Genomic DNA, 12826 nt, shown 5'->3' with positions numbered 1-12826 from the left:
GTCTCAGAAGCCGGGATTTTCGTCAGCGCGGTGCGTTCAGACCTTGAAGGCGCCCTGGTCGTAGGCCTTGCAGTAGGTTTTCCAGTCGCGCCGCACTTGTTTGGTGCTCTCCTGGCCCAGTTGCGCCAACTGTTTGGGCCAGCGCGCCTTCTCGCCGAAGGCGATCAGCTCGTCCGTCGTGGCCGAGCCTTGCCGGCCGCTGCTGCGTAGCTGGGACCAGGCCACCAGCTTGCCCATGGCCTCCAGCACGCCGTCCAGGCGTTCCAGTTTGCCGTTCCATTCGGTGAGTGCCACACGGTCTTCAGTGGGCTGCAGGCCGCGCAATACGTAGGATTTGCGGCCCATGGTCACCGCCTGCAGGAAGGCAGGCGAAATGGCCTGCATGCGCCGTTGCACCGAGACCACGCGCTCGGCTTCGGTGTCCCAATCGGGTTGTGCGATGTTGAGATGCGGCGTGAGCGACGAGGGCATCGCCTGCTTGAGATCCAGCAGGTAATTGCCATCGGGTGAACCTTTGCCCTCCACCAGAATGGCGTAGCGCTCGACGCCCAGGCTGCCGGTGCCCGCGATACGCCGCGCCACGTCGAGCACCTTGTAGAAACTTGGGTCGGGTTGCCGCGCGCCGATCTTGTGGACCAGCGCAGTGACCTTGTCGCGCTGCTTGTCCGTCACTGGCAAGGCGCGCCGTCCGTCGAGCCGCAGCTTGCGCACTTTGCCCTTGCGTTCGGTGCGAGAGTCGAGAAAGTGCGGCCGCAGCCGTCCCCGCAGGCTGCCGAGCAGGTCGCCGACCATACCCGTGGCGGTGTCGCGCTCGATCCAGCGCGCCTTGCCGTTGCGCAGGGCGCCGACATAGGCGTTGAGAAAGTGCCGGCACAACTGGCTGGCCTGGTCCCGGCTCAGCGACAGGCTGCTCGCCGCGATGTGCACGCTGGTCAGCAGGCGGATCAGCTCCCAGCTGCAGGGAGCCAGCGCGGCTTCGTCGAAATCGTTGAGGTCGAAATAGACGAGCCGGTTATCGCCCTTGTAGCTGCCCATGTTTTCCAGATGCAGGTCGCCGCACACCCAGGTGGGCGGCGCCTTGGCCAGCACCTTGGCGGCCGGGAGCTGCGCGTAGAACAGATGGCAGGTGCCGCGCAGGAACGTGAAAGGGTCGTGCCGCATCGCCGTGTACTTGCGCTGCAAACGCTCGGGATCGCGCTTGGCGTTGTAACTGCGGATGGCTTCGACGACATCGATCATGTCACGTCCTCCACGAGCGGGTGGTTACATCACACGGCAGAACACAGCCTTCAGGTAACGCCCCTCCGGCACATCGCTGCGGAACGGATGGTCCGCACCGGCGCCGGCCACGTGCAGCACCTGGATCTCGCGCCCCGCATTGAGTGCCACGCGGCGCAGCATTTCCAGGAAATCGCCTTCGCTGACCAGACCGGTGCACGAGCAGGTCAGCAGCAGGCCGCCCGGCGGAATCACGTCGAGCGCCAGGCGATTCATCACGAAGTATTTCTTCAGCGCGTCCATAACTTTGTTGCGATCGCGCGTGAGTTTGGCCGGGTCGAGAATCACCGCATCAAACTGCTCGCCGCGTGCCACCGCGTTGCGCAGCCAGTCGAAGATATCGCCTTGCTCGAACACCGCCGGCACATCATTCGCCGCAGCGTTGGCGCGGGCGATTTCCAGAATGCCAGGGTCCATGTCGACGCCGATCGCTTCGCGCGCACCGGCGGCCAGCGCATGAACGGCAAAGCCGCCCGCGTTGCAGCAAAGATCAAGCACGCGGCGGCCCTTGGCGAGTCGCGCGAAGTGATGGCGGTTCTCGCGCTGGTCGGCGAAGAAGCCGGTCTTGTGGCCGTAGCCGGGTGCCGCATGAAAACGCAGGCCGTGCTCATGAACTTCCACCGGCGCGGGTGCTTCGGCCATGCGGCAGTCGAACGATTCCTGCTTCTGCACATGCGTCTCGGCGAACCAGTACAGGCGCGCGCCGGGGAAGTGGCGGAGCAGCGCGGCATGGATGGCTTCGCGGAAGCGCCACATGCCGGCGGCGAAGTACTCGATCACCAGGATGTCGGCGTAGCGATCCACCACGAGGCCGGAGAGTCCATCGCCTTCGCTGTGCACCACGCGCCAGGCATCGCTCACGTGATCGAGCTGCAGCCAGTCCTGGCGCAATGCCACGGCGCGGTCGATGCGTGCGGTGATCCAGTCGGTGTCGATGGCCTCATCCGGGTCGGTGGTCAACAGGCGCAGCGCGATACGGGCGTGGCCATTCCAGAAACCGCGGCCTACGAAGCGGCCTTTGGCGTCTTCCACATTGACGACGGAACCGGGGGGCAGCCGCGTTTCGGGCTTGTGCACTTGGGCGGACCACACCCAGGGGTGGCCGGGGGCGCGGTCGGTTTTGAGGCGGATGGTGGGGGAGGGGGAATCGGGGGTACTCATCCGCACATGATAACTGGTGTGGGAGGGTGGTCTGGTTGGGGCTGTGGGTGGCTGTATTTGTGATGCTGAAGGTATGGGGACGCGAGTCGGCGATGCTTTTAGCTCCCTCTCCCCTTCGGGGAGAGGGTTGGGGTGAGGGGGGTGCTCGCGGTAACGCTCATTCCCCTCACCGTCATCCCAGCGGAAGCTGGAAGCGCTTCACAACAGCCGAAGGCTGGTCATCCAGTGCCTTTCGCTCTTTTCAGAGTTCCGCACCCTGGCTCGCCTGCGGCGGGCTTCCGCTGTCCTGCCGGACAGCGGGTCACTTCTCTTTGCGTGGCCAAAGAGAAGTAACCAAGAGAAAGGCCACCCCGATGGCGCGCCATAGGGGCCCGGAGGTCAAGAGCCAGAGCTAGAGCGGCGCGCGAGGCGCCCCAGAAGCTGCGGCCGTGGTTTCCCCATGCCCATGATTTCACTGTAGGAGCGCACTTGTGCGCGACCGCCGCGTCCCATCGTTGCCGCTCCGTCGGCTGGTCGCGCACAAGTGCGCTCCTACAAAAAAAGCACGCGATATGAGGTGATGCGATGTGCCGCGCCAGCGGCACGAGCCGTGTACTTTTGATCTGAGGGGCCCCTGTGCGGCGGTGAGGGTTGGACGATCAGGCCCGCAGGGGGATCGGCATGGATGCCGATCCCTTTTCGTCAGGGCAGGAAGCCCTGTCGAAAAGCCCGGCCAACCCTCACGGACTTGCCGGGCTATCAGCCCGGCAAGCGCCAAGTGGGGTGCTCTTTCTTTTGGTTACTTTTCTTTGAGCACGCAAAGAAAAGTGACCCGGCCTCCGGCAGGAGGTCGGAAGCCCGCCGCAGGCGAGCCAGGTCGCGGAAACCCCACACTAGAGCAAAGTCACTGGATCCCTGCTTTCGCAGGGATGACGGTGAGGGAAATCTACGTTACCGCGAGCACCCGCCCCTCACCCCAACCCTCTCCCCGGAGGGGAGAGGGAGCTAGAAGCGCAAGCGTTGCGCTAACTCAGCCACTTGTGGCGAAGCCACGAGCTCAATCAACGACCAACAAAAGAAAACTCAGCGAATCCGCAACGCCAACCACGACAACAACGCCAGCAAATTAATACCCAACCTCGATACAGAAGGCCCCGCCACCGCCAACACAAACCCCTCGCTGCCGAAATGCCAATCCAGCCCAAGGCTCACCGGCAAATGCAGCGTGGCGTAGACATTCACGTAGCCACCAGAGAACAGCGCATAACTCAGGATCGGCGTAGCGATCAGCGGCAGCTGCAGCACCTGTGCCCAGCCCGAGAGCGATACGCCGCGCTCGCTACCTTCCAGCAACAGCACACCCGCCACCATCACGAACACGTACAGCACCAGACCGATCACCGCCACCAGCGAGTCGTGCGATCCGAAGGGCAACAGCCGGCGCAGCATGTTCACCATGCCGAAGAAGCCACCCGCCACCTCGAGGATGCCGATAAGTCGGAAAAGGAAATTGCGCACGTGCCAGATCCAGGGTCGAAAGCGGCGAGCTTAGCGGATCGCCACCGCCGTGTTACCAGAGCCGGTTGGCGTTTCGTCGGGTGCCGTACAGGGACATGCCGCTAGGGATACTCTGAACAAGTTTGCGCAGCCGCCACCGGCTCTGTCTGCGCGCAGATCGCAGGGGAGTCGGCGAAGGCAGACTGGCGGTCTGTCGAGCCGGCGCCCCGAAGAGATGCGGGCAGACAGAGCCGGCCATCGCCGGATTATTTAAGGGTTATGGTGATGTCTGGAAGGCCCGCCGCCTGCGCCGCACGGCTTGGCAAGACGGCCAGTCTTCCCGGCGCCGTACAACACAGGCGGCGGGTCTTCCAGACATCATGGCGGCTGCGCAAACTTGTTCAGAGCATCCCTAGAGCTCGTCCGCCAGTTCGTGCAGGTCAGTGATGTGCTGCTCCCACCAGCGCGGCTCGGCCACGAACGGGAAGGCGGCGGGGAAGGCCGGGTCGTGCCAGCGGGTGGCGATCCAGCCCGCATAGTGCAGCTGGCGCATGGCGCGCAAGGCAGGAACCAGGGCGAGCTCGCTGAAGTCGAAGTCGCGCATTTGCTGGTAGCCGTCGAGCAGGGCCTGCATGGCCGCCTCATCGTTGGCGAGCATCCAAAGGTCCTGCACGGCGGGGCCCATGCGCGCGTCGTCGAGATCGACAAAGTGCGGGCCCGTATCGGTCCACAGCACGTTGCCTGGGTGGCAGTCTCCATGCAGGCGTAACTGACGTACCGGGCCGACGGCTTCAAAACGATGGGCAACGGCCTGATCCACTCTCTCGGCCGCAGCGCGATACGCGGCGTGCAGCGAAGGCGGCAACAGGGATGACGACAGCACGGCGCTCATCGGTTGCTCGATCAGCGTGGCGCGATCTATGCGCCCACGATGCTGGAACGGTTGCCTGGCGCCCACGCTGTGGATGCGTGCAATCAGACGTCCAAGCCATTCGAGTTGTTCGGCCGACTCCAGCGACGGCGCACGGCCGCCGCGTCGTGGTGTGAGCGCGTAGCGAAAGCCCTCGTGGTGCAGCAGCGTGCGGCCACCAAATACCAATGGTGCGACCACCGGCAGGTCGTCGGCAGCGAGCTCGAGCGCGAAGGCGTGCTCTTCCAGAATGGCCGCATCGCTCCAGCGATAGGGGCGATAGAATTTGGCGATGACCGGCGAGGCATCCTCGATGCCTACCTGCCATACGCGGTTTTCGTAGCTGTTGAGCGCGAGCAGGCGGCCATCCGGCCACAAGCCGCACGCCGTCACGGCGTCGAGCACACGATCGGGGTCGAGCGATGCGTAAGGAGCTTCGAGACTCAACGTGGCGCTACCGCGCGAGCCGGAATCACCGCCATGGTGATACGCGAAATGCATACCAGCTCTCCCACTTCGGTTTCGATGCGGATTTCCCACACCTGCGTGGAGCGGCCGATATGCACCGCGCGTGCGGTACCGGTCACCGTGCCGCTGCGCACGCCACGGATGTGGTTGGCGTTGATGTCCAGGCCCACCGCCGCTTCCTGCGCGGGGTCGAGCGTCAGCATGGCGGCCATGCTGCCCAGCGTCTCGGCCAGCACTACGGAGGCGCCACCATGCAGCAAGCCATAAGGCTGATGGGTGCGGTGATCCACCGGCATGGTGCCCCGGAGCCAGTCATCACCGGTCTCGGTAAAGCGGATGCCCAGCGTCTCCATCATGGTGTTGGCGCTCATGCCGTTGAGGCGGTCGAGCGAGGTGTCCTGCTTCCAGATAGCCATGGTGGTTGATTCTCGCGAGGGGGCCCACATTGTCGTTCGACCGTTGTAGCCGCGACAATGTTCGGGGTGATCTGTTCTATGAAACGTGGGTGGCATGATGTCCAGAAAGCTTGCAGGATGTGGGGTGTGGCGCAGCCCAGGCTGGCTGCCTGGGCAAGCCGCACACCGCGGCCTGCGGGCTTTCTGGACATCACCCGCAAGGCCGCTCTGTCTGCCGGCTGCTGCGCGCCACGTCGTCTCGACAGGCGGCCAGCCAGCCTTCACCGACGCGACACACATCTGCGGGCAGACAGAGCCGGTGACACCCGCGTTTCATAGAACAGAGCACCCCTAGTGTTTATTGTCACCATTCAATCTTCGGGCCGCCAATTCCCGGTGGCGCCTGGCGAAACCGTGCTGGAAGCCGCGCAGCGGGCCGGCATCGCGTTGCCGTATTCCTGTCGTGCCGGCGTATGTGGCAGCTGCAAGGCTACGCTGCTGGAGGGTGGTTGTGTTTATCCGCGCAATCCGCCGCTGGCCCTGAGCGGCACGGCGCCCTCGCAACACGCCATCCTGTTGTGCCAGGCGGTGCCCTGTAGCGACTTACGCATCGAAGCGCGCGAAGTGACCTCGGTAGAGGACATCGTGCGTCGACGGCTGGACGTGGTGGTGTCGCGCAAATGGATGCTGGCGCCCGATGTCGTGGGTCTGCACCTGAAGCCCGCTCCGGGGCAGGCGCGGCTCACCTGGCTCCCGGGCCAGTATCTTGATGTGTTGCTGGATGAGGGGCGGCGACGCCCGTTTTCCATCGCCAATCATCCCCAGCCGGACGGCACGATCGAAATGCACGTGCGGCACGTGGCCGGCGGCGGTTTTACCTCATGGGTGAACGACGCGCTGAAAGAGGGCGAGGCGCTGCGCATCGAAGGGCCGCTGGGTACCTTTGTGCCGCGCGAGGATTCCGAGCGGCCAATGATCTTCATGGCAGGTGGCACTGGCTTCGCGCCAGTGAAGGCGATCGTGGAGCATTTCCTTGCGCTGGGCACCCGGCGCCCCATGCGGGTGTACTGGGGTGCGCGCAACACGGCCGACCTTTACCTGCGCGAACTCGCCGAAGGCTGGGCACGCACGGCCCACGACCTGGTATTTCAGGCGGTGATTTCCGACCCCGAGCAGGCCGCTGCCAGTGGTCTACGCGCGGGCCTGGTGCACGAGGCGCTGCTGGAAGACCAGCCGGATCTCGCCGGCTATGACGTCTACATGAGCGGTCCGCCCGCGATGATCGACGCGGGGCGCAAGCTCTTCATCGAGGCCAATCTGCCGGAAGAGCGGCTTTACTACGACTCGTTCGACTACGCGCCCGATGTACTGGCGCAGATCCTGGGCAGCCGCGCCGGGATTTTGGAGCGAGAAACGAGTGAAGAGGAGTGAGTAACGAGAGAATAGCGCCTGGCTCTCTCTCACTTCTCACTTCTAACTCCTCACTCTTACTTCTTCAGTTCTTGCCTTTCGCGACAGGCAACTGCGCCTGCTGCCAGGCGAGCACGCCGCCGCCCAGGGTGTGGACCTTGGTGAAGCCCGCCTTGACCAGACGCTGTGCGGCCTTTTCGCTGGCGCCGCGGCCGTCCTTGTCGATCAGCACCACCGGCAGATCCTTGGCCTTGGCCAGGTCCTTCTGCTCGGGATCGAACTGGCTCATGGCCACGTGGCGCGAACCGGGCACGTGCGCCTTTTCGTAGTCCGCATAGGCGGACAGGTCCACCATCAGCGGGCTTTCGCGATTGATCAGCAGGGTCAGGCCGCCCGGAGTCAGTTCCTTGTACTTGCGGAACAGCGAGAGCAGCTGCGTCACGATGACGGCGAGCAGCAGGGCCACAAACAGCGCCACGAGCGCGAGATGGTTGCCGATGAACTCGGGCAGCTTGTGCAGGACATCGCTCATTCGAAAGCTTCCGCAGGCGCAGCCAGGGGCCGCGTGGGTTGGACAGAACGGGCGATTATACGGGTTGGCGGGGTCATGCGGTGCTGGGGCTGGCTTTCTTGCGCCTGCGGCCCGCGCGCGTCATCCCTGCCTGCGCGGGGATGACGCTGTTTTGCCGCCGGCCCGTCGTGTGCCTGATGCCGGTTACTGCCGGCTGATATCCGGCAACCCACTCACCAACCACCAGTGCTTGCCCTCGGCGTCATAGCGCCAGGTCTGGTGATCGGTCACGGTGCGCTCGGATTGGGTGTTCACGTTCACCAGATTGATCTGCACCACCTGGGTCACTTCGAACTCGCCTTTGGGAATCGGGCCCTTGCCCTCGTCATATTCGCTCACCTTGTATTGCTGGTAGCGGGACATTTCCAGAGGGGGAATCGGATGCGCCTCGCGCACTTTGGGATCGACGAACTGCAGCGCGCTGTTGAAATCGCCCCAGCGCACCGTGTGCGCGTAGGCGTTGAGTGTTGTGGTGAGCGCGTCGTTGCGCTGGTCGGTGGCGCAACCGCCGAGCAGCAGCGTGGTGAGCGTGACCAGCAAGATCAGGATGCGGCGCATGGAACTTCCCCCTTGGGCGATACCCCGCATTGTGCCCAAGCGAGGCCGCGTTTTCATACGGCGTCGGGTGAGCGCCGTTTGGCGACGAATCGGGCTGACAGTGTGGCGGCTGGCTTTTCTGCCGTGCCCGGTACCTGGCACGTCACTTCGATGCGGGCGCGGCCGCGTGCGGCGAGCGTTTCGAAAAACGTGGCCCAGTCCGCGCCGTCGCTCAGGCGTGCCTCGCTGACGAAGTCGGTCCAGACCGGCTCGAGGTAGCGCACGGTCGATTCGCCCACGAAAACGTCGCAATCGAGCCCGCGCATGCGCAGTTCCAGCTCCACCAGACCCCAGCCGGTCAGTGTCATCGTGCTCACCAGGCTGCCGCCAAACGCGCACCCCTTGTCGTTCACGTTGGGCATGAGAGGCGCGGCCATGGAAAACTGCCGTTCGTCGCAGTTGTGCAGGCGCAGATCCATGTTCTGCGCCAGCGGAATTTCGTCGCGCATGAAGCTGACCAGCTTGCGCGCTAGCGTCTGTCGTTCGGTGTTGCTCATCGGTGTGGGGGAGGCGACTTGGGGGGAGGCGTAGTGTACGCACCCGAGGGGGTGCTCTGGTCCATTCCGCGTGCCCGTCACCGCACGGTATGCGCGCAACGCATAGTCCCGACGGCGAAGGCAGACTGGCTGTCTGTCGAGGCGGCGGGGCGAAGCGTTGCGCGCATACCGTGCGGCCCCAACATTCTGAATTGAATTGACGGGGTGACGTCCAGCAGGCCCGCCGGCAGCACCGCGCGGCTTGAACAGACGGCCAGTCTGCCCTGCGCCACGCGACACTGCCGGCGGGCCTTCTGGACGTCATGCCGGGCACGCGGAATGGAGCAGAGCACCCCCCGCCCAGGACCATGGCCGCAACGGCCGGTACACTGCCAGGCGTTCCCATGGAGAGGCTCATGACCACGCGATCCACGACCACCGCCGGGCCTGCGCTTAACGGCCGTACCGTGGTCATTACGCGTCCGGCGGGCACCGGTTCGCCGCTGGCGCGGCAAGTGCGCCGCCTTGGCGGGATCGCCCTGCTGTTGCCCGGCCTCTCGCTGCATGGCACCGACCGCCCCGATGACATGGCCGATGCCTTGCGAGCCGCCATGGGAGACGACTTGCTGGTATTCACCAGTCCAGCGGCCGTCCGCTTCGCTGCCCGCCTGACCCCGCTGCGTACCCGGGCCGTGGTGCTGGCGGTGGGGCAGGGTACCGCCCAGGCCTTGCGCCGCCATGGCGTGAGCGAGCCGCTCGCTCCGGTGCAGCGACAGGACAGCGAAGGTTTGCTTGATCATTACACCCTCGCCGATCTGCGCGGGCGCCGCGTGGCACTGATCGGGGCGCCCGGCGGCCGCGGCGTGCTGCGTACCGAACTGGCCGCACGCGGCGCACAGTTGCGCGAGGTCCACGTCTATCGGCGCGGCACGCCCCGCTGGCGGCGCCGCCAGCTCGATGCACTGGCGCAATTGCCTGCTGACGCGCGCGTGTTGCTGTCCAGCGCCGAAGCGCTCGACAACTTGCAGCAAGGGTTGCCCGCGGCGGGCTACGCGCGGCTTCATGCCGCGGTGGCGGTAGTGAGCAGCGAGCGATTGGCCGAGGCCGCGCGTGCGGGCGGGTTCAGCAAGGTCGTCGTGGCGGCGTCGGCGTTGTCCTCCGACTTGCTGGCGGCTGCAGCGCGCTGAGCCGTAAGTAGCGGTCCGACGACAGGCCAACGCGCCGTTCTTCACGCACGCTTGATGCGAGCACCCCGCCGTGGGCTGTTAGCATGTCGCGCATGAGCCACGACGACTCCACTCCCGATACTGGCGCGTCCACGAGCGCGCGACCCGACGCCACTTCTTCCCGCAGCACCCGTCCAGCCCCAGTGGCTCGTCGGGGTGGCGGCACGCTGGCGGTCACTTTGCTGCTTTCGCTGGTTGCTATCGGCGGCGGTGGCTATGTGGGCTGGCGCCAATGGCAGCACGAGCAGGGCAGCGCTGCCGATAGCGCGGACCTGCGTGCGCTCAAGCAAACCGTCAACGGTCTGGAAACTGCGGCGACGGCGAGCGAAAGCGAGCGCAATCTGCTGCGTCAGCGACTCGGCGATGCCGATCAGGTCAATCGCTCGCTGCGCGAAGAGCTGCTGAGCCAGGCCGAGCGCACGCGCAATCTCGAAGATGCGGTGGCCAAGCTGTCCGAAAAGACGCTGTCTGGCCACGATGCCATGCTGCTCGATGAAACCGAATCGCTGCTGCGCATGGCCAAGGAGCGCTACGAGCTGTTCCACGACGCGCAGGGCGCATTGACCGCCTACGGGTTGGCGGATCAGACGCTGGCGGCGGTGAACGACGGCGCGTTCTCCGGTCTGCGCCAGAGCATCGGCGCGGAGCGCGAGGCACTCGCCAAGAGTCAGCCTGCCGGGCTGGACGCGGCATTGTCCGCGCTCACCGGCCTGCGTGCGTCCATGCAGGAGCTGCCGCTCAAGCCGCTGGATGCGCCTGAGGCAGGCGATACGACCGGCAGCTGGTCGCGCATCGTCGGGGCATTGAACAACGTGGTGAAGGTGCAACGCACCAACGGCGCGCCGCTCTCCGTCGCCGATGCACGTTTTGCGCGCGAACTGGCGTCCATCGACCTGGCGCAGGCGCAGGCTGCCTTGCTGGCTTCGGACCGCGATGCTTACGCGGCAGCGCTCAAACGTGCCGATGAAGGCATCGCCGCGCAGTTCGACGTCAACGCGCCCGTGGTCAAGCACGCGCGCGAACAGCTTGCGACCTTGATGACACAGCAGCCGTCCACGCCGGTGCAGCTGGGCGCCGCGCTGAACGAATTGCGCAACCTGCGTGCGGTGCATTCGCTGAAACCCGCAAGCAGCGCGTCGGCCGGGGCCAAGTCATGAAGCTGTGGCGCTGGTTGCTGTTGTTGGTGATCGTTGCCGCGCTGGCCGCTTTTGGCTGGCATTGGGTGGCAGAAGACCCGGGTTACGTACTGGTGCAGTTGCGCGGCTGGCAGGCGGAGACCACCGTGGTCGCTGCCCTGGTCATTCTGCTGTTGGCCTGGGCGCTGCTTGGCGCAGCGTGGTTTGCCGTGCGTTGGCCGTTTGGCGCGTTGACGCGCCGCCATCGCCGGCTCAGCCGGAAGAAGATGAGCGAAGGCCTGGTGGCGCTGATGGAAGGTCGTCACGGCGATGCCGAGCGCGACCTGCATCGCGCCTCGCGTCTGGACGTGCTGCGCGGGCCCGCCTTGCTTGCCGCGGCGGAAGCGGCATCGCGCCGCGGCGAACACAGCCGTGCGCTGACCACGCTGGATGAAGCCGGTCAGGTATCGCCGCGCGCTGCGCGCGTGCTGCGTGCCCGCGTGCTGCGGCGCGAAGGCAAATCGACCGAAGCGGTGAATCTGCTGGCCGCCGATGCCGACAGCGGCAGCCTCACGCCGGGCGGCTGGCGCGAGCTCGCCCTGGCGGCAACGGACAGTGGCGACATGCGTCGCGCGCGACAGGCACTGGAGCCGCTGCAGAAGAGTGGCGCGCTCGGCTCACGCGGCTTCGCTGCGCTGGAGGCCAATGTACTGTCCGCCTCGTTGCGGGCCTCGCCCGATGCCGCGGCGCTCAACACACTGTGGTCGCAGTTGCCCAAGGCGCAGCGCCGCGTGCCGGCTGCCATCGATGCGTACGCGCGTCAGGCCGCATCGTTCGGCATGGTGTTGCCGGCGATGGACGAAGTGGAATCGGCATTGCGCCGCGAGTGGTCGCCGCTGTTGATCGAAACGTACGGCGCGCTGGGTGGCGACGATATCGAAGCGCGGCTGCGTCGCGCGGAATCCTGGCTGGACGCGCACCCCAACGATGCGAATCTGCTGCTCACACTGGGTCGCATGTGCGCACGGCTGAGTCTGTGGGGCAAGGCGACGCAGTATCTCGAGCGCTCGCTGGCGCTGTCGCCGAGCAGCGGTGCATGGGAAGCCCTGGGTGACGTGTATGCCGGTCAAAGCGATGCCGCGCTGGCCCAGCGCTGTTATCGCAACGCGCTGGCGTTGGCGCGTGGCGAACCGATCCAGGAACTGCCGCAGGGTGCTCGCTCCACTCGGCTGGATACACGCCCCATCGCGATGGAAGAGCGCAGCGAGCATGGTGTGCCGCGCCTGCCTGAGTAAGTTCGGTCAGCTGGCTGAAATCGCCCAGGTGATGAAACCGGCATTGACCGCAGTGAACACCAATGCGGCCAGAAAAATAATATCCGCCGTCCTTTCCAGCCGGTGATTGCGGCGGGCACTGCGCGTGCGCAGTGCCCAGTACGAGAGCAGGCACGAGGCCAGATAGAGCATCGAATTCACGGCCAGAAGATCGTCGCCAAGCAAGTCTTCCTTGCGTATCGAGATCACCACACGAAGGATGCCGATGACCGTGAGGCATACGCCCACCATCGCGGCGGAAGCGGTGAAGATGTGCACGCAGATGTCGTGATCCAGCCGCGTGCGAGGGCGTTCGGGTGCATCTTCGAAGGGTTGCGGTGTCATGGCCTGGCCTGCCTCTGAGAAACCATGGAAACATGGAGCTCGTGCATGGCCCGAGGGTTCCCCGCGGGCGGATTTGCGTTAAGGA

The 12826-nt window shown here is 65.4% G+C and carries 13 protein-coding genes; 4 read left to right on the top strand and 9 right to left on the bottom strand.

Annotated features, from left to right (window positions below; translation table 11 throughout):
* Positions 1-36: 36 nt before the first annotated feature.
* The 5 genes from OQE56_RS18820 to OQE56_RS18800 all read right to left on the bottom strand — a co-directional run bounded on the left by OQE56_RS18820 (position 37) and on the right by OQE56_RS18800 (position 5709).
* Positions 37-1239 carry a DUF2252 domain-containing protein gene (locus tag OQE56_RS18820; RefSeq protein WP_267226437.1) on the bottom strand — a complete coding sequence of 401 codons (1203 nt, stop codon included), beginning with the start codon at positions 1237-1239 and terminating at the stop codon, positions 37-39.
* 24 nt (positions 1240-1263) lie between these two features.
* On the bottom strand, positions 1264-2439 hold the full coding sequence (locus OQE56_RS18815) for a class I SAM-dependent rRNA methyltransferase (protein WP_267226435.1): 1176 nt from the start codon (positions 2437-2439) through the stop codon (positions 1264-1266).
* A gap of 1062 nt (positions 2440-3501) precedes the next feature.
* Positions 3502-3936 (bottom strand): hypothetical protein, encoded by a 435-nt coding sequence (locus tag OQE56_RS18810; protein ID WP_267226434.1) that lies wholly within the window; start codon positions 3934-3936, stop codon positions 3502-3504.
* 391 nt (positions 3937-4327) lie between these two features.
* Entirely contained in the window at positions 4328-5326 is a 999-nt protein-coding gene (locus OQE56_RS18805; RefSeq protein ID WP_267226433.1) for a serine/threonine protein kinase, read from the bottom strand.
* Positions 5269-5709, bottom strand: a complete 441-nt coding sequence (locus OQE56_RS18800) for a hotdog fold thioesterase (RefSeq protein ID WP_267226431.1) — start codon at positions 5707-5709, stop codon at positions 5269-5271. Before OQE56_RS18800 ends, OQE56_RS18805 begins: the two co-directional genes overlap by 58 nt.
* A gap of 333 nt (positions 5710-6042) precedes the next feature.
* Between OQE56_RS18800 and OQE56_RS18795 the strand changes: the two genes are divergently transcribed.
* Positions 6043-7119: a 2Fe-2S iron-sulfur cluster-binding protein gene (locus OQE56_RS18795; RefSeq protein ID WP_267226429.1), complete on the top strand. Its 1077-nt coding sequence runs from the start codon at positions 6043-6045 to the stop codon at positions 7117-7119.
* Between the two features lie 64 nt (positions 7120-7183).
* Here the strand turns inward: OQE56_RS18795 and OQE56_RS18790 are convergent, their stop codons facing one another.
* The 3 genes from OQE56_RS18790 to OQE56_RS18780 all read right to left on the bottom strand — a co-directional run bounded on the left by OQE56_RS18790 (position 7184) and on the right by OQE56_RS18780 (position 8763).
* On the bottom strand, positions 7184-7630 hold the full coding sequence (locus OQE56_RS18790) for a rhodanese-like domain-containing protein (protein WP_267226427.1): 447 nt from the start codon (positions 7628-7630) through the stop codon (positions 7184-7186).
* A 183-nt stretch (positions 7631-7813) separates the two neighbouring features.
* Positions 7814-8227, bottom strand: coding sequence for a hypothetical protein (locus OQE56_RS18785; RefSeq protein WP_267226424.1), 414 nt, complete (start codon positions 8225-8227; stop codon positions 7814-7816).
* Positions 8228-8280: 53 nt separating this feature from the next.
* Positions 8281-8763: a YiiD C-terminal domain-containing protein gene (locus OQE56_RS18780; RefSeq protein ID WP_267226422.1), complete on the bottom strand. Its 483-nt coding sequence runs from the start codon at positions 8761-8763 to the stop codon at positions 8281-8283.
* Positions 8764-9158: 395 nt separating this feature from the next.
* On the opposite strand from OQE56_RS18780, the gene OQE56_RS18775 reads away from it, so the two are divergent.
* The 3 genes from OQE56_RS18775 to OQE56_RS18765 all read left to right on the top strand — a co-directional run bounded on the left by OQE56_RS18775 (position 9159) and on the right by OQE56_RS18765 (position 12378).
* Positions 9159-9929 (top strand): uroporphyrinogen-III synthase, encoded by a 771-nt coding sequence (locus tag OQE56_RS18775; RefSeq protein WP_267226420.1) that lies wholly within the window; start codon positions 9159-9161, stop codon positions 9927-9929.
* Positions 9930-10021: 92 nt separating this feature from the next.
* A complete protein-coding gene (locus OQE56_RS18770) occupies positions 10022-11125 on the top strand; it encodes a uroporphyrinogen-III C-methyltransferase (protein ID WP_267226417.1) in 1104 nt (367 codons plus the stop codon).
* A complete protein-coding gene (locus OQE56_RS18765) occupies positions 11122-12378 on the top strand; it encodes a heme biosynthesis protein HemY (protein ID WP_267226415.1) in 1257 nt (418 codons plus the stop codon). The genes OQE56_RS18770 and OQE56_RS18765 overlap by 4 nt, the downstream gene beginning before the upstream one ends.
* Before the next feature lie 6 nt (positions 12379-12384).
* On the opposite strand, the gene OQE56_RS18760 is transcribed toward OQE56_RS18765, so the two are convergent.
* Positions 12385-12741, bottom strand: a complete 357-nt coding sequence (locus OQE56_RS18760) for a hypothetical protein (protein ID WP_267226413.1) — start codon at positions 12739-12741, stop codon at positions 12385-12387.
* Positions 12742-12826 lie beyond the last annotated feature (85 nt).

The organism is Dyella silvae, from assembly GCF_026421305.1.
In the GTDB taxonomy this organism is placed as follows: Bacteria; Pseudomonadota; Gammaproteobacteria; order Xanthomonadales; family Rhodanobacteraceae; genus Dyella; species Dyella silvae.
This window is presented reverse-complemented; position numbering and strand designations above follow the sequence as displayed.